We start from the raw sequence: 21149 nt of genomic DNA, 5'->3' as shown, positions 1-21149 counted from the left end.
CCGGCTCTTTATCGATTCAAGGGAATGGGCGCCCCGGCGCCCGCTAGCAAAACCATTACGAGAACGTGGAGATACCCACCCATGCATACCGACACCACACGCGAGAACCCGCAGGCCAGCGCGCCGCAGGCCGCCGATTCGTCGCAGGATCTGGCCGCCACCGCGCCGGGCCAGCTACGCGTGATCAAGCGCAACGGCACCGTAGTCCCCTACACCGATGACAAGATCACCGTGGCCATCACCAAGGCGTTCCTCGCCGTGGAAGGCGGCACCGCCGCCGCCTCGTCGCGTATCCATGACACCGTGCGCCGCCTGACCGAGCAGGTCACCGCCACCTTCAAGCGCCGCATGCCGTCCGGCGGCACCATCCACATCGAAGAGATCCAGGACCAGGTCGAACTGGCCCTGATGCGCGCCGGCGAGCAGAAGGTCGCCCGCGACTACGTGATCTACCGCGAAGCCCGCGCCGCCGAGCGCAAGAACGCCGGCGCCGCCAGCGACGTCGCCCAGCCGCACCCGAGCATCCGCATCACCCGCGCCGACGGCAGCCTGTCGCCGCTGGACATGGGCCGCCTGAACACCATCATCAGCGAAGCCTGCGAAGGCCTGGCCGAGGTGGACGGCGCGCTGATCGAGCGCGAGACCCTGAAGAACCTCTACGATGGCGTCGCCGAGAAGGACGTCAACACCGCCCTGGTGATGACCGCGCGCACCCTGGTCGAGCGCGAGCCGAACTACTCCTACGTCACCGCCCGCCTGCTGATGGACACCCTGCGCGCCGAAGCCCTGGGCTTCCTCGGCGTGGCCGAGAGCGCCACCCATCACGAGATGGCCGAGCTGTACGCCAAGGCCCTGCCGGCCTACATCGAGAAAGGCGCCGAGTTCGAGCTGGTCGATGCCAAGCTGAAGGAATTCGACCTGGAGAAACTGGGCAAGGCCATCGATCACGAGCGCGACCAGCAGTTCACCTACCTCGGCCTGCAGACCCTGTACGACCGCTACTTCATCCACAAGGACGGCATCCGCTTCGAACTGCCGCAGATCTTCTTCATGCGCGTGGCCATGGGCCTGGCCATCGAGGAGAAGGACCGCGAGGCACGTGCCATCGAGTTCTACAACCTGCTGTCGTCCTTCGACTACATGAGTTCCACCCCCACCCTGTTCAACGCCGGCACCCTGCGTCCGCAGCTCTCCAGCTGCTACCTGACCACCGTGCCGGACGACCTGTCGGGCATCTACGGCGCCATCCACGACAACGCCATGCTGTCGAAATTCGCCGGCGGCCTGGGCAACGACTGGACCCCGGTGCGCGCGCTGGGCTCCTACATCAAGGGCACCAACGGCAAGTCCCAGGGCGTCGTGCCCTTCCTGAAAGTGGTCAATGACACCGCGGTCGCGGTCAACCAGGGCGGCAAGCGCAAGGGCGCGGTCTGCGCCTACCTGGAAACCTGGCACCTGGACATCGAGGAATTCCTCGAGCTGCGCAAGAACACCGGTGACGACCGTCGTCGTACCCACGACATGAACACCGCCAACTGGATCCCCGACCTGTTCATGAAGCGCGTCTTCGACGACGGCTCCTGGACCCTCTTCTCGCCGTCCGACGTCCCCGACCTGCACGACCTCTACGGCAAGGCCTTCGAGGAGCGCTACGAGTACTACGAGGCCCTGGCCAGCTACGGCAAGCTGAAGCTGCACAAGGTCGTCCAGGCCAAGGACCTGTGGCGCAAGATGCTCTCCATGCTGTTCGAGACCGGCCACCCGTGGCTGACCTTCAAGGACCCGTGCAACCTGCGCAGCCCGCAGCAGCACGTGGGCGTGGTGCACAGCTCGAACCTCTGCACCGAGATCACCCTGAACACCAACAAGGACGAGATCGCCGTCTGCAACCTGGGCTCGATCAACCTGGTCAACCACATCGTCGACGGCAAGCTGGACACCGCCAAGCTGGAGAAGACCGTCAAGACCGCGGTACGCATGCTCGATAACGTCATCGACATCAACTACTACTCGGTCCCGCAGGCGCAGAACTCCAACTTCAAGCACCGTCCGGTCGGCCTGGGCATCATGGGCTTCCAGGACGCCCTGTACCTGCAGCACATCCCCTACGGTTCGGACGCGGCCATCGCCTTCGCCGACCAGTCCATGGAAGCCATCAGCTACTACGCGATCCAGGCTTCCTGCGACCTGGCCGACGAGCGCGGCGCCTACCAGACCTTCCAGGGCTCGCTGTGGTCGCAAGGCATCCTGCCGATCGACTCGGAGAAGAAGCTGATCGAAGAGCGCGGCGCCAAGTACATCGAAGTCGACCTGTCGGAAACCCTCGACTGGGCGCCGCTGCGCGAGCGCGTACAGAAAGGCATCCGCAACTCGAACATCATGGCCATCGCGCCGACCGCGACCATCGCCAACATCACCGGCGTCTCGCAGTCGATCGAGCCGACCTACCAGAACCTGTACGTGAAGTCGAACCTCTCCGGCGAGTTCACCGTGATCAACCCCTACCTGGTGCGCGACCTCAAGGCCCGCGGCCTGTGGGACCCGGTCATGGTCAACGACCTGAAGTACTACGACGGTTCCGTGCAGCAGATCGAGCGCATCCCGCAGGACCTCAAGGACCTCTACGCCACCGCGTTCGAAGTCGAGACCCGCTGGATCGTCGAAGCCGCCAGCCGTCGCCAGAAGTGGATCGACCAGGCCCAGTCGCTGAACCTGTACATCGCCGGCGCCTCGGGCAAGAAGCTCGACGTGACCTACCGCATGGCCTGGTTCCGCGGCCTGAAGACCACCTACTACCTCCGTGCCCTGGCCGCCACCAGCACCGAGAAGTCCACCATCAACACCGGCAAGCTCAACGCCGTGTCGGCCGGTGGCAACGACGGCCTGCAAGCCGCCCCGGCCGCCGAGCCGAAGCCGGCGCCGGTGCCGCAGGCGTGCAGCATCGATAACCCCGACTGCGAAGCCTGCCAGTGATCGCGCGTCGCTGAACGGCGTCCGTGTCGCGGCCGGGCAAGCCGGACTCCTCGCGTGGGTTCGGCCTGCCCGGCGCCTGACGGTCGCTCGTCCAGCGCCACGCTGGCAGCGCAAGGCCCCTCGCCAGGGCCAGGAACAATCCCCTTCTTCCCTCCGGGGGAGAAGAACGGCCCGGCCAGACCGTGCCGGACCACCGCTTTCGCGTGCACCTCACGCCCCATATCCAGGCCGCCGAGACGGCCGCCAGACCAGGAGAGAGCAAGATGCTGAGCTGGGACGAATTCGACAAAGAAGACCCGACCGAAGCCAAGGCCGCGCCCGCCGCCGCCCAGGCCGTTGCCCAGGGCCATGACAAGCTGGACGACGAAGCCGCCGGCTCGGTGGAAGAAGCGCGCGCCGTTTCCGCCGACGACTCCGACGCTGTCGCCCGCGCCAAGAAGGCCCTGAACGACCTCGACATCCAGGAAGGCTTGGACGACCTCGAAGGCTCCGCCGCGCGCGTGCAGGTCGGCGACAAGCAGATGATCAACGCCCGTGCCGACCTCAACCAGCTCGTTCCCTTCAAGTACGACTGGGCCTGGCAGAAGTATCTGGATGGTTGCGCCAACCACTGGATGCCGCAGGAAGTCAACATGAACGCCGACATCGCCCTGTGGAAGAGCAAGGACGGCCTCAGCGAAGACGAGCGGCGCATCGTCATGCGCAACCTCGGCTTCTTCTCCACCGCCGACTCGCTGGTCGCCAACAACCTGGTGCTGGCCGTGTACCGCCTGATCACCAACCCCGAGTGCCGCCAGTACATCCTGCGCCAGGCCTTCGAAGAGGCGATCCACACCCACGCCTACCAGTACTGCATCGAGTCGCTGGGCATGGACGAGGGCGAGATCTTCAACATGTACCACGAGATCCCCAGCGTGGCGAAGAAGGCCTCCTGGGGCCTGAAGTACACCCGCTCGATCTCCGACCCGATGTTCCAGACCGGCACCCCGGAAACCGACCGCCAGTTCCTGCGCAACCTGATCGCCTACTACTGCGTGCTGGAAGGCATCTTCTTCTACTGCGGCTTCACCCAGATCCTCTCCATGGGCCGCCGCAACAAGATGACCGGCACCGCCGAGCAGTTCCAGTACATCCTCCGCGACGAGTCGATGCACCTGAACTTCGGTATCGACGTGATCAACCAGATCAAGATCGAGAACCCGCACCTGTGGGACGCCCAGATGAAGGACGAGGCGACCCAGATGATCCTCCAGGGCACCCAGCTGGAGATCGAATACGCGCGCGACACCATGCCGCGCGGGGTGCTGGGCATGAACGCGGCGATGATGGAGGACTACCTGAAGTTCATCGCCAACCGGCGCCTGACCCAGATCGGCCTGAAGGAAGAGTATCCGGGGACCACCAACCCGTTCCCGTGGATGTCGGAGATCATGGACCTGAAGAAGGAGAAGAACTTCTTCGAGACGCGGGTTATCGAGTACCAGACGGGCGGAGCACTGAGCTGGGATTGAGATTCTCGATTTAGGTCAAGACCGTTAGACACTGTCGCCGGAAAGGGATTTCGGGACAGTGGTAGAGATAAAGAGCCCCGCCTTGTGCGGGGTTCTTCATTAAAGAGAAATAAAAACCCAAGGTGTTCAGCAAGTTAATTCACCAAATCAAATAGAAGATATGTGCCAAGCTCACTATCCCCAAGACACCATCGACAGACTATTTGAGTCAAACAGCCCTAGCCCGGATTTCTCATGAGGCCGGCAGGCGTGGCCGGTGAAGCCTCGGTGTATCAACAACCTGCCTTCCACCGCTAAAAATTGATCGTTTTTTATTCAATTCCCGCGTATGGGGCGCACTGCCCCCTTTCCCCCATTGAGCCGGGCCGGGGGCGCCCGCCTGTTCAGGTCGGCTTGAGGCGGGCAACCAGCCCCGCAAAGAGTTCCTGATGCGGATAGGCCTCGCTGATCAGCACGCGGATGCGCCGGCTGTTGCGAATGATCACCGCACCGATCTTGAGCAGTTTCAAGCGCAGGTTATGGATGCTCATGCGCGCCAATGCGGTGCCCTGGAGATGATCGCGTAGCCGTTCGAACAGCACATAGGCAAAGGCCGACAGCATCAGCCGCCACTGGTTGGTCCACCAGCGTGGGCTGGAGGTGCGGTCGGCGAACAGATCCAACTGTTGGTCCTTGATCCGATTCTCCATGTCGCCACGGCCGCAGTAGTCTTCGTAGTACTGCTGGGCAGCATCCTCGGCAAAGCGGGACACGACGATGAAGCGTGGATTGGCACCCTGCTCGCCATGTTCCAGGCGCGACACGACCAGGCGGCGCCTACGCCAACTACCGGCCTGATAGAGGAAGCGATACACGCCGGACATCTTCTGCCCGGTTTCTTGGTAGGCCTCGGCGACAGCTTGCATGGCCGGCGCCGCCATCCGCTGCAGGCGGGTGTTGCGGGCCAGACCCACCACATAATCCACCTGCTTGCGGTCACACCAGTCGAGCATGCGATGTCGGCAAAAACCGCCGTCACCGCGGAACACGATGCGGGTCTCTGGCCAGAAGCGGCGAATGAACTTGACCAGCAGTGCCAGGATGGCCCAACTGTGTCGGGCGCCATCGATGTTGCTCGGGCGCAAATAGCTCACCAGCAGATGGCGACCACAGAACACATAGAGCGGCAGGAAGCAGTAATGGTCGTAATAGCCATGGAAGAAGCGCCCTTCCTGATCACCATGCACCGGCACATCGGTCGCATCGAAGTCGAGCACGATCTCAGCCGGCGCCTGGTCATGCTGGGCGATGAAGTGCTCCCACAGCAGGCGATGGGCTTGCACCACCGTTTCGCGATCGGCTTGCTGTTCCAGGCGCCCCAGAGTGGATTTGCCGGCCAGCGGTTGCAGGCGGTTGACCGCAGTCTGCAGCGCGTAGTCATGGCGCAGGCCGTCATGATCGTTGAGATCCTCGTAGCCGGCGGCCAGTGCATAGATACGCTGGGCGAGCAGTGTCTGCAGTCCATGCTGGACACGCCCAGGATCACGCCGATCGGGAACGATTTTGGCCAGGCGGCGGGTCAAGCCATGTTGCCGGTCGACCTCGCGCAGCAGCAACAAGCCCGCATCCGAGGTGATGTGACCACCGGTGAAAGAGGCCTCGACGAGGCGGCGAGAGAGGGGTGAAAAGTGGAGTTTTTCTGGTAGCATTTTGTGCGCGGCTGAAGACTTATGGGGCTTTGTTTGGCGACAAGAATCATAAGGCTTTCAGCCGTTTTTGTTTATGCGGTCATGAGAAATCCGGGCTAGAAAACAAGAAATAAAAACATGCCCAACCATTCGCTCAATCTGAAATCTCCGTAGGGCGAATAACGCGCAGCGTTATCCGCCAGCTGGCCAAGGTACGCTCCGAAATCCTTCTGGATACACGGACGATCCCCAATGCCAAGCTACCGACGAACCTGGGTCCCCGGCGGCACCTATTTCTTCACCGTCACCCTGCATGACCGCCGCTCCAACCTGCTGACCCGCGAAATCGACCTGCTGCGCCGCGTGGTCGCCCAGACCAGGCGCCGGCATCCCTTCCGCATCGATGCCTGGGTCGTGCTGCCGGAGCACATGCATTGCCTCTGGACCCTGCCGCCCGACGACGCCGATTTCGCCACCCGCTGGAAGGTCATCAAGTCCGGCTTCGCACGGCGCATCCCCTGCCACGAATCACGTACCTTCGCGCAACGGCGGCGAGGACAACGCGCCATCTGGCAACAGCGCTACTGGGAACACCTGATTCGCAATGACACGGACTACCGGCGCCATTTCGACTACATCCATCTCAACCCTGTGAAACACGGGCTGGTTACGGCGGTCAAGGATTGGCCCTTCTCCACCTTCCACCGGGCCGTGGCTGAAGGGCTTTATCCCGAGGATTGGGCCGGTGATCCTTCCTTGGAGGTCCGAGCGGCGGAGCGGGTTTGAGTCTGCTGGCGGATAACGGCTGTGCCGTTACTCGCTCTACCCCGGCTACCAAGTCTTTTTCTCGGCCTCGCAGGATGGCCGGCCCCGAGAAAGTAACCAAAGCGCTTGCCCCTGCATTCGACCTCCTACACGACGATTCCGCTCGGCCTCCTGATGGGGCGGACCGGAGCGTCGGATGTTTCTCTGGAAGAGGTAGGGCGAATAACGCGAAGCGTTATCCGCAACTACACAGGATTTTCCTGTAACGCCCGAGCATCGGGGGATTGAAAGAACTTCGTCAAGTCGATGTACAAGCAATGGCTTCAGAGAATCGGCGGATAACTGCTTTGCAGTTATTCGCCCTACCGTTGACCGCTATCGGTGCGCTCCATAATCATTCTTCGGCGCTAAGAACGCATACCACCCAGCGGCAAACCGCTCCCGAAAGTAGCGGTGTATTCCATTGAGGAAATGCGTATGCCATTCGTTTTTCAACCCACCCCATTCATCCCCTCGCGGCACGACACCAACACCACCTCCCCGGAGGTGCGCCATGTCTGACACCCTCCTCCACCCCAGCCGTTTCACCCACCACCATCGGGTCCTGCACGCCGTGCTGCTGGATGAGGAAGGCTGGTTCGTGCTCTCCGACCTGGTACGGCTGCTGGGCCGTTACCTGGGCGGTCGGGCGCCGGCGGCGTTGTGTGACGAGGCGCCGTGGCCGCTGGCGACGGCGGCACAGCGCGAGCGCTTGTTCACCCTCTGCCATGTGCTGGAACGGCACCTGGATGCCGACCAGTGGCGGCTCGCCTGGCTCCATGACGAACGCCACGGGCCACGCCAGGATTGCCTGGTCAGCGAGTCCGGGCTCTACGCTCTGCTCTGGCTCGCAGTGCCTGGCGCGGCGCGAGGCTTGCGCCGTTGGGTCAGCGGCTCGGTGCTGCCACGCCTGCGCAGCCAGTCCCGCCCCAACGCCACGCCCCAGCGCGCCGTGCTGCACTGGAAAACCGCCGAGATCGACACCCTGCACTGGCAAGGCAAGACCTGGATCCCCCTCTCCGACTGCCCCCAACTCCTCGACAGTCCACGCCCGCTGATCCGGGCCTGACCCCGTCATACGCCCTGAAAGGAGTCAGGGCTTGAAGCAACAGAGTGATCTTTTCCCTCATGACCATTAAAAATCTAGGTTTTTCCAGTAACGCTCTCTTTCTTTACAACTATCAGGCCAAGGAAGAGCACTCTATTGCCAAATAGAATATTTTTAAATTTAAAAAGAACCCCCATGCAGCAGGACCTTCCTCTACAATCTATAGTTAGGCGTAAACCCCAATAAAATACTCCAATCCAACCGGAAGCTTTTCGCCTATAACCTCCTCAATCCTTACAACATCATCATTCTTAATAGGATATTCACCCTCAATATTCTCACCCTTCTTCCAACGCATCACCTCCATAACTTTCGAAATATATTCGAAAGGAACAGTTTTTTCATATTTCAAGGACTCATCATTTCCCGATGGTAGGTACCCAGAAATCAATACAGTCATGCTTCTACACTCCTTTTTGGATCAGCAGACTTCGTGCGAGCACCAGCATTAGAATCAAACCCTCCCAAGTGCCACCCTCTCTTGTCATACATCTCAAAACTGCCATGCTGAGAATCCCATTTATAGATATTCCCTTTTATCCTTCCAGTGCTTCCGCAACCCACCACCACCTTGAATAGAAGTTTTTGGCTTAGCTCTCAAGGCGTCGGGGAAGGCAGGTAGTGTTGCCGGAGCAGGATAGTAATACACAAGGCTTTCAATTCAAAATCGCAGACTCACGCATTTTGCGACTGACGCACTAACTGACAATTCGGCGATTTACATCTGCTCTCGAAGCATGGATTGGCTAAGAAACAGGCGAAGCCCATAAACTGACTTCGCCTGATCTATATCTTCGGATATAAAGGATCATCAGCTAGATATATTTATATTTCTTCAAAAGCCCTCTAACTTCCTGCTTTAGCTCCTCTTCATTTATCTCACCATCATTATCCTTCGGTCCATCCGTGAAGCAATCTGCCATTCCAAACATAAGCCTGAGGCAAGCGCCAAGATTATCATCATCCTTTTTCAGCAAGCCTGACGCACCTTCGCTACGCCACATTTCAAAGAATTTTTTTGTGAAACTCTTTCCGCTTAACGATCCATCCAAAAAATTTCTTGCAAGATCAATAAGTGCCATGCTCATTTAAATCACCTCATTCTCAAAATAGTTTTTTCCTGTCTGCTTCCTGGCTCAAGATACCACCCTGACAAAAACATTCCATCCTCTTTGAGAACAACCACAATACTAGTATCAGGACTGTAAAATAATTGGATCCTTGATACCTATGACAAACCCCTTGCAAATTATGTCGTGCTTTATCGAAGCGCTCCTGCCTTATCTGCATGACTTCTTCATAAATGTATGATTTGGCGTTGTCGCCTTCAGCTTCCCGCTGGACTCCCTTGACCTTACGAGTCATCCGCTCGTAATCTTCCGGCCACAACGCTTGCTCCATGCGCAACGATGCCTGACCCAGCAAATGCAGCAGGCCGAACGGGCGCATATCGTTGGTGGCAACGATGTGTTCTCGAATCCACTCTTGGGTTACTCCGCAGACCAGATGTGTTTCTGGCGTTGATGTGCTGTCATAGTCGGCTCGGAATCCCGCTTCTTTGGCGAGCTGTGCCCAGTGCTGGCCAATGCCTGGATGTTGGATGTACTCATTTGCTCATCCACTTGCGCAGCAGGCGCTTTTTCAGGGACGCGCGTTCTTGCGGGTTGTGTCCCTTGAGGTTAGCGACACGATCTGCCGTAGCAGCCTGGCGTATGAGGGGCCAGTAGGAACGCCCATCCTTACGTGGCACCAGTGTTATTGACCTGACTTTCCAGTAGGGAGAGGTGGGCTGCTGGCCAACGTGGAGAGCTCGCTACGGCAGCTCGTGCGCCCGACGATGGGTGTTTTGCGGTGGTTGCGGCTCATAATGTGATTGTCTTCAAGAATATTCAGGACAGACTGTCAAGATAGAGCAGCGTCAACATGGAACAAGCCCCGTCGAAACGGGGCTTGTTGATGGCCAACTAACCGGCCTTAAAGCCAGGAAGCCCCTTGGAAGCACGCCATTCTTTAACTTCCTTTACAACTCCAGCTGGGCTATCTTCTCTATTTTCGTTGGGGTAGTAAAGAAGGTCTGAGCCGCTTGGGTGTTCCGTTAGTTTTTTAAATTCAAGCACGGCTTGAATATGAGACTCCTCGGTAGGGAACTTTTTCTTATTGTTTGTGTATATGTCTTTAACAAACTCAAGAAACTCTTTTTCCGTATATTCGGAAATCTTGGACTTCATATCACTTCCCTCCCTTGTGGATTTCTATATGACGTTTTGGCGTTACTGCAACAAGGTTCCCCATATTGTAAACGCCGCCTCCATCTGCTATTCGAACCTTGTGGTGGATTTCGATCTTTATTCTCCCGCCAGCCTGTTCTGACTCTCTGACATAAGGAGCCCCTCCATCTCTCATTACAGCTAAACTACCAGGATTAAACTGTTTACTTAACTCAGGATCATTAGCCACAGCTATCCAGAATTGTTCCCGAAAGTCCCGCCAGTTTTTGAATGTCTTACCACGTAGTTTATCCGCAATCTGGCTTGGAATTGGAGCCCCCTCACCTTGAGAGGCGGCGCCGAGCCAATTACCGCTGACGGGCTGTCCCTTGCCAGTCGCAGCACCAGGTACATCCCGCGGATCCCTGAACATCACATAGATCGGCTTGATCCCCGAGTCGGCCGGGAAGCCGATGATCAGGTCTTCCGGTAGTGTAATCACCCCAGGATAGGTTTCCGGGGTAGCCTTCACCGGTGTAAGGGTCGCTCCCTCATATACCGGCACCGGCTTCGGTACGACCGGAGTGGTACTCGAAGGGTTCTGGTTTCCTGGAGGACTCGCCGGCGTCCAGGTCAGGATCAGTGGCGGCGCTTCTGCGGTCGTAGAGGGAACCGTAACCTCGTACAGGCCTGTCGTGGCATTGTAGGCCGCCATCCGGACCGGAACGGCTTTCGGAACGCTCACACCATCGGTGCTGACCACCGAAAGGGTCGTCGTGTTGCCTCGTGCCTCGTTGGTCAGGCGCATCGGCAGATCGACGGTACCGCTGGCTTTTGCAACCGCGTTCAGGTTTACGCTTGGGGGAAGCCCCAATTTAGCGGCATCCATGCCCAGGGCGTAACGAACGCTATCGGGCGTTTGGTCCTGCCATTGCTCGGCAGTCCGGGAGGAGTAGGTCAGACTGGCAAAGCCCACGGCCATCACCGAGGGTGCTGAAGCCAGGACCCGGCCCAGGACGGCAATCGCATCGGAGATCGCTTGAGCAAGGGATGCGGCGCCTTGTGCGACCTGGATCAGACCCCGGCCTGCGGCGGTGGCGACAACGCTGCCATTGGCTGGCATGGCATAAGTATTGGCAGCCCTGATCGCCGCTTGACGAGCGATTTCCTTGCGCCTTGCCGTTTCGGCGTTCAGCTTGTCCAGCCGTGCTTGCAGGCTGGCGATTTCATCCACTAGGAGATCGGCGTTGTAGGTTGCCTTTTGTTTCTCCAGTGCATTGGGTGCCTTGGCAATCAAGGCATTGTTTGCAGTCTGCAATTTCTTCTTATTGGCGATCGCCTGCGTAACCAGTTGAGTAGCGCGTTCAAGCCACTGCTCTGGCGTTGGATTGGTCAGTTGAGGCAAAGCATTCCCAGCCTGGTCAAGCTCGGACTGCACTTTTTTCTCGACATTTGCCTTCCTGGCCTTGTAGTCCGCCTCCACCTCAGCAGCGGCTCGCTGGGCTTCTGCTTCCAATGACCGGGCTTTATTCTCCAGCTCTTGAGACGTTTGTTTCAAGATAGCGATTTGCGCCTTATAGATATCGGCGCTGTACGCTTTGGCCAGCTCACTCATATGGCGATCCAGGAACTCTCCATAGAATTTTCGGCTGGCCAGCAACTGACTCTGGTACATCGACTCTGACTTCTGAGGAAAGTCTGAAGCCGTATAAAAATTGGCCGGGCGATCCTCAATGACCTTTAGCGATTTTGCTTTGGCATCCATGAGTGCATCAACGATACTCTTTTCATCGCGGATGTCATTGGCACTGACCGCTTTACCTGGCAACCCCGCTTCATTCTTGAGTTCATCAACCTCCTTCAGGGTTTCATTTTTCAGGTTTTTCTTGAGCTCTGAATGGGACTTATCAAGCGTACTTCTTAGCTTCCTGTACTCCTGCATTCCAGTACCGACATACGGACTTGGTCCTGGTGGGACAAATGGTGGAGTACCGTAGCTTGATCGAGCAGGAATATACTGGATTATGTCACGCCCACCACCCTGCACATGTGTAATAACCATCGAACCAGGTTCGTAATCATTGACAGCCATAGATCGCCCCTACATTAATTTGAAAGTGTAATGTATTGAGCGACTCCCACCTCGAGAACCCTCTCCCAGTCAATAAGCCCCAATGCATCGGCAATACACTGCAATCAACTTCAATATCCCGTGTTTAGATGATCCAGAAGGTGTGCTCTCTCGCCTCTTATAATCGCGCCTGCGTCAAACGGTCATTTCCTTAACGCACACCTCATCTACCCCGGCCAGTCACGGAAGCCGCATACCTTCGGTTCATTAACGAACTCCCACTTTCAAAATTCATCCATGCCGCCCCTTCGCGAGCTTCCGGACAAAACCACGCTGATTGCGAGCCCAGCGTTTTTGATTGCAAGCCGCTGCACTTGGTCAGGCCGTTTCCGCAGCGCATGAAGTCCTGGCCGATCTACCGGCAGGGCCAGCCATCGTTCGACGAATAAAGCCACCTCAGCCATGATGCCCTTTCCATCCCCAGCGGAACCCCGACATGGACGCCAAAGCCCTGCTCCTCGGCAGCCTCTGCCTGGCCGCCCCATTCGCCGACGCGGCGACGCTCGACAATGCCCTCTCCGCCTGCCTCGCCGCCCGGCTCGGTGCACCGCACACGGCGGAGGGCCAGTTGCACCTGCCACTCACCCTTGAGGCCCGGCGCTCCACCGGCGAATGCGGCTGTACCTCAGCGCTGGTGCGATATCGGCTGCTGGCCAGGGGCGCCAGCGCCGACAGCCTCGTGCTTCAAGAGGGGCTGCTCGATAGTCGCCAAGACACGCCGCGCACGCTGACCCTGGCGGCGGACGCCGGCTTGGCGAGCGGCCGCGAACTGGTCGTCACCCTGGGTTGCCAGGCGCCTGACTGACAGGCCGGGCTGCCACCACCAGGCCGAGATGGACGCCCTGCATGCACACGCCGATCGGCAAGCCTCCCGTTCGCACATTCACCACTCTGCAATCCAGTTCATAAATCCCATAAAAGCCCTCTTCCGCTCCCCGCCAGCCTCCCCGCATCCCGCACCCTAGACGCCCCGCCGCTCTCCGCCGGCCCGCCCGACAAGAAAAACCAACCGCTCGATCAGCCTCATCCTTCACCCATCACAGGAGCCATCGCGATGCACCTGATACCCCATTGGATCCCCCTGGTCGCCAGCCTCGGCCTGCTCGCCGGCGGCTCGTCCGCGTCCGCCGCCGAGGAAGCCTTCGACCTCTGGAACGAATGCGCCAAGGCCTGCGTGCTCGACCTCAAGGACGGCGTGCGTTCCAGCCGCATGAGCGTCGACCCGGCCATAGCCGACACCAACGGCCAGGGCGTGCTGCACTACTCCATGGTCCTGGAGGGCGGCAACGACGCGCTCAAGCTGGCCATCGACAACGCCCTCAGCATCACCAGCGACGGCCTGACCATCCGCCTCGAAGGCGGCGTCGAGCCGAACAAGCCGGTGCGCTACAGCTACACGCGCCAGGCGCGCGGCAGTTGGTCGCTGAACTGGCTGGTACCGATCGGCCACGAGAAGCCCTCGAACATCAAGGTGTTCATCCACGAACTGAACGCCGGTAACCAGCTCAGCCACATGTCGCCGATCTACACCATCGAGATGGGCGACGAGTTGCTGGCGAAGCTGGCGCGCGATGCCACCTTCTTCGTCAGGGCGCACGAGAGCAACGAGATGCAGCCGACGCTCGCCATCAGCCATGCCGGGGTCAGCGTGGTCATGGCCCAGGCCCAGCCGCGCCGGGAAAAGCGCTGGAGCGAATGGGCCAGCGGCAAGGTGTTGTGCCTGCTCGACCCGCTGGACGGGGTCTACAACTACCTCGCCCAGCAGCGCTGCAACCTCGACGATACCTGGGAAGGCAAGATCTACCGGGTGCTCGCCGGCAACCCGGCGAAGCATGACCTGGACATCAAGCCCACGGTCATCAGTCATCGCCTGCACTTCCCCGAAGGCGGCAGCCTGGCCGCGCTGACCGCGCACCAGGCCTGCCACCTGCCGCTGGAGACTTTCACCCGTCATCGCCAGCCGCGCGGCTGGGAACAACTGGAGCAGTGCGGCTATCCGGTGCAGCGGCTGGTCGCCCTCTACCTGGCGGCGCGACTGTCGTGGAACCAGGTCGACCAGGTGATCCGCAACGCCCTGGCCAGCCCCGGCAGCGGCGGCGACCTGGGCGAAGCGATCCGCGAGCAGCCGGAGCAGGCCCGTCTGGCCCTGACCCTGGCCGCCGCCGAGAGCGAGCGCTTCGTCCGGCAGGGCACCGGCAACGACGAGGCCGGCGCGGCCAGCGCCGACGTGGTGAGCCTGACCTGCCCGGTCGCCGCCGGTGAATGCGCGGGCCCGGCGGACAGCGGCGACGCCCTGCTGGAGCGCAACTATCCCACTGGCGCGGAGTTCCTCGGCGACGGCGGCGACGTCAGCTTCAGCACCCGCGGCACGCAGAACTGGACGGTGGAGCGGCTGCTCCAGGCGCACCGCCAACTGGAGGAGCGCGGCTATGTGTTCGTCGGCTACCACGGCACCTTCCTCGAAGCGGCGCAAAGCATCGTCTTCGGCGGGGTGCGCGCGCGCAGCCAGGACCTCGACGCGATCTGGCGCGGTTTCTATATCGCCGGCGATCCGGCGCTGGCCTACGGCTACGCCCAGGACCAGGAACCCGACGCGCGCGGCCGGATCCGCAACGGTGCCCTGCTGCGGGTCTATGTGCCGCGCTCGAGTCTGCCGGGCTTCTACCGCACCGGCCTGACCCTGGCCGCGCCGGAGGCGGCGGGCGAGGTCGAACGGCTGATCGGCCATCCGCTGCCGCTGCGCCTGGACGCCATCACCGGCCCCGAGGAGGAAGGCGGGCGCCTGGAGACCATCCTCGGCTGGCCGCTGGCCGAGCGCACCGTGGTGATTCCCTCGGCGATCCCCACCGACCCGCGCAACGTCGGCGGCGACCTCGACCCGTCCAGCATCCCCGACAAGGAACAGGCGATCAGCGCCCTGCCGGACTACGCCAGCCAGCCCGGCAAACCGCCGCGCGAGGACCTGAAGTAACTGCCGCGACCGGCCGGCTCCCTTCGCAGGAGCCGGCCTTCTCGGGGCCTGGCCATACATCAGGTTTTCCTGATGCCAGCCCAATCGAATATGAATTCATCCTGATAGGTAATCCGCCTAACCTGCGTCTGCCACGCTTTCGCTCGTCCCGGAAGCGGCCATAACAATTCCAATAGCCGACGAGGACTCTCCATGCTCACCCATCGCATCGGTGGCATCCGCCTTTCCCCTTCCCCGCAGCGCTCGCCCGGAGACCGCCATGACTGATCTCCGCGATACCTCCCGCGACGAACGCCTGCTGGCGGCCCACGGCTATCGCCAGGAACTGGAGCGCGGGCTGAGCCTGTGGTCGTCCTTTTCCGTCGGCTTCGCCACCATCTCGCCGGTGGTGGGCATCTACTCGGTGATGTCCCTCGGCGCCATGAGCATGGGCCCCTCCTGGGTCTGGGTGGTGCCGCTGTGCCTGCTGCTGCAGTTCGGCGTGGCGCTGGTCTACGCCGAGCTGTCCTCGCAGTTTCCGCTGGCCGGCGGCTGCTACCAGTGGGTGCGGCGCCTGGTGGGCGACCGCCTGGCCTGGTTCACCGGCTTCCTCTACCTGGCTTCGGCGCTGGCCTCGCTGACTACCGTGGCCTACCTCGGTGGCTTCTGGCTCGGCCTGCTGGCGACCGGCGCGCCGCCGTCGGCCAACGGCCAGGTGCTCTGCGGCGCGCTGCTGCTGGCGCTGGGACTGGCGGTGAATCTGCTGGGGATCAACCCGCTGAAGTACTTCGTCAATGCCGGGATCGTCGCCGAGGCCATCGCCTCCATCGGTATCGGCGTGCTGTTGCTGCTGTTCTTCCGCAACCATCCGCTCGATCTGCTGTTCAGCGGCCCGGGCGGCACAGGCGATGCGGACGGTTCCTACCTGGACGGCGTACTGACCGCGCTGGCGGTGGGCGGCTGGGCTTTCCTCGGCTTCGACGCCTGCTCGCAGATTTCCGAGGAAACCACCGATGCCCGCGTCTCCACTCCCCGGGCGATCCTGCGCTCGATGCTGGTGGTGGGATTCACCGTGATGCTCACCGCCTTCGCCGTGACCCTGTCCTACCAGGACATCGGCGCGGTGGTCAGCGGCCAGGTGGTCGACCCGGTCACCCCGGCGGTGGTGGACGCCTTCGGCGCCTGGGCCGAGCGGCCCTTCGTCGCAGTGGTGCTGATCGCCTTCGTCGCCTGCGTGGTGTCGGTGCAGACCTACATCGGCCGGGCGATCTTCGGCATGGCGCGCGACGCCATCCTGCCCGGCTCCGCCCTGCTGCGCCGGGTCGACCGGCGCAAGGTGCCGATGGCGGCGATGGTCTGCAGCACGCTGCTGGCCAGCCTCGGCCTGGCCCTGGGGCTGAACGCCACGGCGGTCGGCACGCTGATCGCGTTCGGCAGCGGCGGTTTCTTCGTGGTCTTCCTGATCGTCGCCGCCTGCGCTCTCTGGGCCCGCCTCGTCGGCCGTTGGGACCCGGACAAGGGCGCCTTGCGCCTGGGACGCGCGGGGCTGGCGGTGAACGTCCTGGCAGTCGCCTGGCTGTCGTTCGAGGCGCTCAACGTCGCCTGGCCGCGGGCCAGCCTCGCCCCGCCCGACGCGCCCTGGTTCCAGGTCTGGGCGGTGGTCGTGGTGTTCTCCGCGCTGGCCGCGTTCGGCCTGCTCTACATGGTCATCGCCAAGCCGCATCGGCGCATCGCCACCAGCCTCAGCTTCGCCGCTCCGCCGGCGGACTGACCCGCACGCGCCGGCCGTTCCGGCGCCTCCTCCGGTTGTTCCCGCACGCTGGCTTCGCGCCCGGCGGGGCCCGGCTCATCCTGCTTTCACGGAGCATCGCCATGAGCGACCTGCATTACTGGAACTACCCCACCGATATCCTCTGCGGCGTCGGCGCCCTGGAACAACTGCCGAGGCGTTGCGCGCTGGCGGGCGCACGCCGGCCCCTGCTGGTCACCGATCCCGGCATGCTCGCCCTGGAGCCCCTGCGCCTGGTGCGCGAATGCCTGGAACGCGCCGGCATCGACCATGACCTGTTCCACGAACTGTCGAGCAACCCCAGCCTCGCTGAAGTCCACGGCGGCGCCAGGCGCTTCGAGGCTGGCGGGCATGACGCGCTGATCGCCCTCGGCGGCGGCAGCGCCCTCGACGCGGCCAAGGGTATCGCCCTGCTCAGCCGCGATCCGCACGGCCTCGAACGCTTCGAATGGACACAGACGCTGCGCAGCTATCCGACCCTCGCCGACTACCCGCCGCTCGGCCTGCCGCCGCTGCTGGCGCTGCCCACGACCGCCGGCACCGGCTCGGAACTGGGACGCGAGGCGGTGCTGACCGACACGCAACTGGGCATCAAGCGGGTCGTCGGCCATCGCGAGCTGCTGGCCGCCTGCGTATTCCTCGACCCGCGCCTGACCCGCGGGTTGCCGCCGGCGCTGAGCGCCGCCACCGGCATGGACGCCCTCACCCATCACCTGGAGGCGCTGTTCTCGCCGCTCTACCATCCGATGTCGGCGGGCATCGCCCTGGAAGGCGTGCGCCTGGTCAGGCAGCACCTGGAAAACGCCGTGCGCGACGGCAACGACCTCGCCGCCCGGGAAGGCATGCTGGTAGCCTCGGCCAGCGCCGCAGTGGCATTCCAGAAGGGGCTTGGCGGGGTCCACGCCCTGGCCCACCCGCTGGGCGCTCGCCATCACCTGCACCACGGCCTGCTGAACGCCGTGCTGCTGCCCTACGTTCTGCTGGCCAACCGCCCGGCGATAGAAGCCGACGCCGCGCGCCTGGCGCGCTACCTGGAACTCGACGAAGCGAGCTTCGACGGCCTGCTGGCGTGGATCCTCGAACTGCGCGCGCGCATCGGCATCCCGGCGAACCTCGCCGCCCTCGGCCTGGATGGCGAGGACGCGCAATGGGTGGGCGAGCAGGCGCTGGCCGACCTGTCGTCCTCGGCGACCAACGCCCTGCCGCTCGATGCCCGGGATTATGCGCGCATCTACCGCCAGGCGGTGGCCGGGACTCTCGCCTGAGCGCTCAGGACCCCAGGCCGTGGACCTGCAGCAGGTCGTCGATGAAGGCGCGGGCGGCTTCGCTGAGGGGGCGCCCGGCATAGACGATCATGCTGTGCTCCACCGGGTAGCTCAGCCGCTCCGGCAACAGCGCGCGCATCCGCCCACGCTCGATCCAGGCTTCGGCGTAATGGGTCGGCAGGTAGCCCAGGTGGGTGCCGGCCAGCACGGCATGGGCGACCGCTTCCATGTGGTAGGCGGTGGCGCGGCTGCGCGACGGGCGTAGCGGCAGGACCAGGTTTTCCGGCAGGAAGCCATGCATCACCCAGTCACAGGCGGCGATCCGCTCCAGGGTCGGCTGCGCCTCGGCGAACAGCGGATGGCGATCGCCACAGAACACGCCGATCTCTTCGCGATACAGCGGGCGGTATTCGAGGCTCGGCCGCAAACGGCTGAAATAGGAAATCGCCAGGTCCAGCTCGCCTTCGATCACCGCCAGTTCCAGCTCGGTGGGCGAATTGACGAAAAGGTTCAGTTGGACATCCTGGTCGCGCCGCTGGAAGCGCGCCAGCGCATCGCCGAAACGGGCCTGGGGCAAGGTCGCGAGATTGTCCGCCAGGCCCAGGTACAGCTCCCCGACCAAACGTCCGGACAACGCCTGCGCCTGGTCGCGAAACAGGCCGATGGCGTCGAACATCGTTCGCGAAGCCTCCAGCACCCGGCGACCCTTGGCGGTCAGTCGGAAGCCGCCCTTGCCGCGCTCGCAGAGCCGGTAGCCGAGGCGCTTCTCCAGGCTGGCGATGTGCATGCTGATGTTCGACTGGCTCATGTTCAGCTCGGCCTGGGCCGCGGTGAAACCGCCGCACTTCACCACGCAGGCGAAGATGCGCAACAGACGCAGGTCTAGGTCGGTGACGTTTCTCAGCATGGCGGTCCGATCCGGCGCGAGGTCCCGCAGTCTAGCCGAGCGCCGCGACACGCGGCCATCCAGCGGCGGCGCACGGCGCACCAGAGGCGCTGGCGTATCATCGAAAATCTGGTCTATTCCAATTTCTTGAAAATACGTAGAAAAGTCCCGCCCAAAGGTGCCGCCAGGACAAGAAAATGCACCAATCCCAGGCGATCCCTCGAAAAAATCGAATCGTTTCGCCCTGTTTTTGGTCTAGACCATAAAAATACCCGGTGCTAGATTGACCTTCGCCAGCCGGCCCAGCCTGACCGGATCGGCGCCACGCACCGCCGCCACACCTTCACAATCCATCTCAGCCTCGGCAGGACCGAGCAGGAGCGCGTCGACAGCCAACCTTGCGCACGAAAAAAGTCATGGGAAAGGCATCTGGCCTAGACCATGCATCCGGACAGCTTTGCAGCAGCACAACAAGAACAACCTCCCCGCACTGTCTAGACCCATAGGGACCCACATGAACAACCACAACGGTACCCTGCACCGTGGCTGGCAATCGCTCCAGCGCTGGCGCATCCAGATCTTCGTCATCACCTGGCTGGCCTACGCCGCCTTCTACTTCACCCGCAAGGCCTTCTCGGTGGCCAAGCTCGGCATCGCCGAAGACCCCTCCTTCGAGCTCGACAAGAGCGCCATGGCCGATCTCGATGCCCTCTACCTGGCCGCCTACGCCGTGGGCCAGTTCATGTGGGGGGTGTTCGCCGACCGCTTCGGCACCCGCGTGGTGGTGCTCGGCGGTTTGCTCACCTCGGCGCTGGCGGCGCTGGTGATGGGTACCTTCGCCACCCTGCCGATCTTCGCCGCCTGCATGGTGGTCCAGGGCCTGGCGCAGTCCACCGGCTGGTCGGGGCTGTGCAAGAACATCGGCGCCTTCTTCGCCACCTACGAGCGAGGCCGCGTGCTCGGCCTGTGGAGTACCTGCTACGCCTTCGGCGGGCTGGTGGCGACGCCGTTCGCCGGCTGGTGCGCCTACCGGTTGACGCATGACTGGCGCATGGCCTTCCTGTCCTCGGCGGGAGTGGTGCTGGCGGTGGCCGTGCTGTTCTTCTTCCTCCAGCGCAACCGTCCGCAGGACGTTGGCCTGCCGTCCGTGGAGGCCGAGGCCGCGCGCCCCGCCAACGCGCCCCGGCCGAGCCATTCCGGCGCCCTGCTGAAGGCGCTCAGGAATCCCCACGTGCTGGTCCTCGGCATCGCCTACTTCCTGCTCAAGCCGGCGCGCTACGCGATCCTGCTCTGGGGCCCGGTGATCATCTACGAACGCATGCCGGAGATCGGCAAGGTCGCCTCGGCCATCGTGCCTTCGGCCTTCGAGGTCGCCGGGCTGGCCGGGCCGATCCTCATCGGCCTGGCCTCGGACAAGCTGTTCGGCGCCCGCCGCATGCCGGCCTGCGTGCTCAGCCTGGCGGCGCTGACCGTGAGCCTGGCGCTGTTCGTCCCGGCGATGCAGAGCGGCAGCCTGTACCTGGTGGTCGGCCTGCTGTTCATGATGGGCGTCACCCTCTACGGGCCGGACTCGATGATCAGCGGCGCCGCCGCCATCGACTTCGGTACCAGCGAAGCAGCCGGTACCGCCACCGGCTTCGTCAACGGCTGCGGCTCGGTCGGGGCGATCCTCGGCGGCCTGCTGCCGGGCTACTTCGACACCCTCACGGTGTTCTTCGTGTTCACCGCCACCGCGCTGCTCGCCAGCCTGCTGCTGGTGCCGTTCTGGAACAGCCGGCCAGGCGCGTGCCGCGTCGAACCGAAGGCGCATGCCGGCGGGCCGCTGCTGGCGGCCGGCAAGCCGCGTTGAAACCTCGCC

At 62.4% G+C, this 21149-nt stretch carries 15 protein-coding genes and 4 pseudogenes; 9 read left to right on the top strand and 10 right to left on the bottom strand.

Features of this window, described 5'->3' with window-relative positions:
- Positions 1-81: 81 nt before the first annotated feature.
- Positions 82-2973, top strand: coding sequence for a ribonucleoside-diphosphate reductase subunit alpha (locus HMPREF1224_RS36540; RefSeq protein ID WP_003082358.1), 2892 nt, complete (start codon positions 82-84; stop codon positions 2971-2973).
- Between the two features lie 263 nt (positions 2974-3236).
- Positions 3237-4484, top strand: a complete 1248-nt coding sequence (locus HMPREF1224_RS36535; RefSeq protein WP_003086547.1) for a ribonucleotide-diphosphate reductase subunit beta — start codon at positions 3237-3239, stop codon at positions 4482-4484.
- A gap of 383 nt (positions 4485-4867) precedes the next feature.
- Here the strand turns inward: HMPREF1224_RS36535 and HMPREF1224_RS36530 are convergent, their stop codons facing one another.
- Positions 4868-6172, bottom strand: coding sequence for an IS1380-like element ISPa33 family transposase (locus HMPREF1224_RS36530; protein ID WP_010793081.1), 1305 nt, complete (start codon positions 6170-6172; stop codon positions 4868-4870).
- 231 nt (positions 6173-6403) lie between these two features.
- Between HMPREF1224_RS36530 and HMPREF1224_RS36525 the strand changes: the two genes are divergently transcribed.
- A complete protein-coding gene (locus tag HMPREF1224_RS36525) occupies positions 6404-6937 on the top strand; it encodes an REP-associated tyrosine transposase (protein ID WP_003101814.1) in 534 nt (177 codons plus the stop codon).
- A 532-nt stretch (positions 6938-7469) separates the two neighbouring features.
- Entirely contained in the window at positions 7470-8024 is a 555-nt protein-coding gene (locus HMPREF1224_RS36520) for a BRO-N domain-containing protein (protein WP_010793921.1), read from the top strand.
- A gap of 205 nt (positions 8025-8229) precedes the next feature.
- Here HMPREF1224_RS36520 and HMPREF1224_RS36515 read toward each other — a convergent pair whose 3' ends face one another.
- The 8 genes and pseudogenes from HMPREF1224_RS36515 to HMPREF1224_RS45690 form a co-directional block, all read right to left on the bottom strand.
- Positions 8230-8463 (bottom strand): pyocin S6 family toxin immunity protein, encoded by a 234-nt coding sequence (locus HMPREF1224_RS36515; protein ID WP_003115816.1) that lies wholly within the window; start codon positions 8461-8463, stop codon positions 8230-8232.
- A pseudogene (locus HMPREF1224_RS44725) lies at positions 8460-8712 on the bottom strand (colicin E3/pyocin S6 family cytotoxin). Before HMPREF1224_RS44725 ends, HMPREF1224_RS36515 begins: the two are co-directional and overlap by 4 nt.
- 166 nt (positions 8713-8878) lie before the next feature.
- A complete protein-coding gene (locus tag HMPREF1224_RS44720) occupies positions 8879-9151 on the bottom strand; it encodes a colicin immunity domain-containing protein (RefSeq protein WP_015648363.1) in 273 nt (90 codons plus the stop codon).
- 166 nt (positions 9152-9317) lie between these two features.
- Positions 9318-9673 (bottom strand): annotated as a pseudogene (locus HMPREF1224_RS46250) (hypothetical protein); the annotation flags it as partial.
- Positions 9670-9929: pseudogene (locus tag HMPREF1224_RS44715) on the bottom strand (hypothetical protein). The pseudogenes HMPREF1224_RS46250 and HMPREF1224_RS44715, both read right to left, overlap by 4 nt.
- Before the next feature lie 98 nt (positions 9930-10027).
- Positions 10028-10291, bottom strand: a complete 264-nt coding sequence (imm, locus tag HMPREF1224_RS36510) for a pyocin-S1/S2 immunity protein (RefSeq protein ID WP_003112475.1) — start codon at positions 10289-10291, stop codon at positions 10028-10030.
- Between the two features lies 1 nt (position 10292).
- Positions 10293-11159: an S-type pyocin domain-containing protein gene (locus HMPREF1224_RS45695; RefSeq protein WP_185829675.1), complete on the bottom strand. Its 867-nt coding sequence runs from the start codon at positions 11157-11159 to the stop codon at positions 10293-10295.
- A gap of 337 nt (positions 11160-11496) precedes the next feature.
- Positions 11497-12362 (bottom strand): annotated as a pseudogene (locus tag HMPREF1224_RS45690) (hypothetical protein).
- A gap of 475 nt (positions 12363-12837) precedes the next feature.
- Between HMPREF1224_RS45690 and HMPREF1224_RS36500 the strand changes: the two are divergent.
- From HMPREF1224_RS36500 to HMPREF1224_RS36485, 4 genes are all read left to right on the top strand, one after another.
- Positions 12838-13206 (top strand): DUF2195 family protein, encoded by a 369-nt coding sequence (locus tag HMPREF1224_RS36500; protein ID WP_003112477.1) that lies wholly within the window; start codon positions 12838-12840, stop codon positions 13204-13206.
- Between the two features lie 249 nt (positions 13207-13455).
- Positions 13456-15372: an exotoxin A gene (gene toxA / locus HMPREF1224_RS36495; RefSeq protein WP_010793919.1), complete on the top strand. Its 1917-nt coding sequence runs from the start codon at positions 13456-13458 to the stop codon at positions 15370-15372.
- A gap of 259 nt (positions 15373-15631) precedes the next feature.
- Entirely contained in the window at positions 15632-17122 is a 1491-nt protein-coding gene (locus tag HMPREF1224_RS36490; RefSeq protein ID WP_003082330.1) for an APC family permease, read from the top strand.
- A 101-nt stretch (positions 17123-17223) separates the two neighbouring features.
- Complete coding sequence (locus HMPREF1224_RS36485) at positions 17224-18405, top strand: iron-containing alcohol dehydrogenase (protein ID WP_003145457.1); 1182 nt, start codon at positions 17224-17226, stop codon at positions 18403-18405.
- Between the two features lie 4 nt (positions 18406-18409).
- Here HMPREF1224_RS36485 and HMPREF1224_RS36480 read toward each other — a convergent pair whose 3' ends face one another.
- Entirely contained in the window at positions 18410-19312 is a 903-nt protein-coding gene (locus tag HMPREF1224_RS36480) for a LysR family transcriptional regulator (RefSeq protein WP_003101835.1), read from the bottom strand.
- A gap of 493 nt (positions 19313-19805) precedes the next feature.
- Here HMPREF1224_RS36480 and HMPREF1224_RS36475 point away from each other — a divergent pair, with 493 nt between their 5' ends.
- The gene (locus HMPREF1224_RS36475; RefSeq protein WP_010793918.1) at positions 19806-21140 is read left to right on the top strand and encodes an MFS transporter; all 1335 of its coding nucleotides are present in this window, start codon (positions 19806-19808) and stop codon (positions 21138-21140) included.
- The last annotated feature ends 9 nt before the right edge of the window (positions 21141-21149 follow it).

This window comes from Pseudomonas sp. P179, from assembly GCF_000478485.2.
In the GTDB taxonomy this organism is placed as follows: Bacteria; Pseudomonadota; Gammaproteobacteria; order Pseudomonadales; family Pseudomonadaceae; genus Pseudomonas; species Pseudomonas aeruginosa.
Note: the sequence above shows the minus strand (reverse complement) of the source record. Positions and strands in the feature narration are given on the sequence as shown.

What these genes read in the sequence shown, in the direction of transcription:
- HMPREF1224_RS36540 (WP_003082358.1), top strand. Translation starts at nt 82, where the DNA reads ATGCATACCGACACCACACGCGAGAACCCGCAGGCCAGCGCGCCGCAG.
- HMPREF1224_RS36535 (WP_003086547.1), top strand. Translation starts at nt 3,237, where the DNA reads ATGCTGAGCTGGGACGAATTCGACAAAGAAGACCCGACCGAAGCCAAG.
- HMPREF1224_RS36530 (WP_010793081.1), bottom strand. Translation starts at nt 6,172, where the DNA reads ATGCTACCAGAAAAACTCCACTTTTCACCCCTCTCTCGCCGCCTCGTC.
- HMPREF1224_RS36525 (WP_003101814.1), top strand. Translation starts at nt 6,404, where the DNA reads ATGCCAAGCTACCGACGAACCTGGGTCCCCGGCGGCACCTATTTCTTC.
- HMPREF1224_RS36520 (WP_010793921.1), top strand. Translation starts at nt 7,470, where the DNA reads ATGTCTGACACCCTCCTCCACCCCAGCCGTTTCACCCACCACCATCGG.
- HMPREF1224_RS36515 (WP_003115816.1), bottom strand. Translation starts at nt 8,463, where the DNA reads ATGACTGTATTGATTTCTGGGTACCTACCATCGGGAAATGATGAGTCC.
- HMPREF1224_RS44720 (WP_015648363.1), bottom strand. Translation starts at nt 9,151, where the DNA reads ATGAGCATGGCACTTATTGATCTTGCAAGAAATTTTTTGGATGGATCG.
- imm (WP_003112475.1), bottom strand. Translation starts at nt 10,291, where the DNA reads ATGAAGTCCAAGATTTCCGAATATACGGAAAAAGAGTTTCTTGAGTTT.
- HMPREF1224_RS45695 (WP_185829675.1), bottom strand. Translation starts at nt 11,159, where the DNA reads ATGGATGCCGCTAAATTGGGGCTTCCCCCAAGCGTAAACCTGAACGCG.
- HMPREF1224_RS36500 (WP_003112477.1), top strand. Translation starts at nt 12,838, where the DNA reads ATGGACGCCAAAGCCCTGCTCCTCGGCAGCCTCTGCCTGGCCGCCCCA.
- toxA (WP_010793919.1), top strand. Translation starts at nt 13,456, where the DNA reads ATGCACCTGATACCCCATTGGATCCCCCTGGTCGCCAGCCTCGGCCTG.
- HMPREF1224_RS36490 (WP_003082330.1), top strand. Translation starts at nt 15,632, where the DNA reads ATGACTGATCTCCGCGATACCTCCCGCGACGAACGCCTGCTGGCGGCC.
- HMPREF1224_RS36485 (WP_003145457.1), top strand. Translation starts at nt 17,224, where the DNA reads ATGAGCGACCTGCATTACTGGAACTACCCCACCGATATCCTCTGCGGC.
- HMPREF1224_RS36480 (WP_003101835.1), bottom strand. Translation starts at nt 19,312, where the DNA reads ATGCTGAGAAACGTCACCGACCTAGACCTGCGTCTGTTGCGCATCTTC.
- HMPREF1224_RS36475 (WP_010793918.1), top strand. Translation starts at nt 19,806, where the DNA reads ATGAACAACCACAACGGTACCCTGCACCGTGGCTGGCAATCGCTCCAG.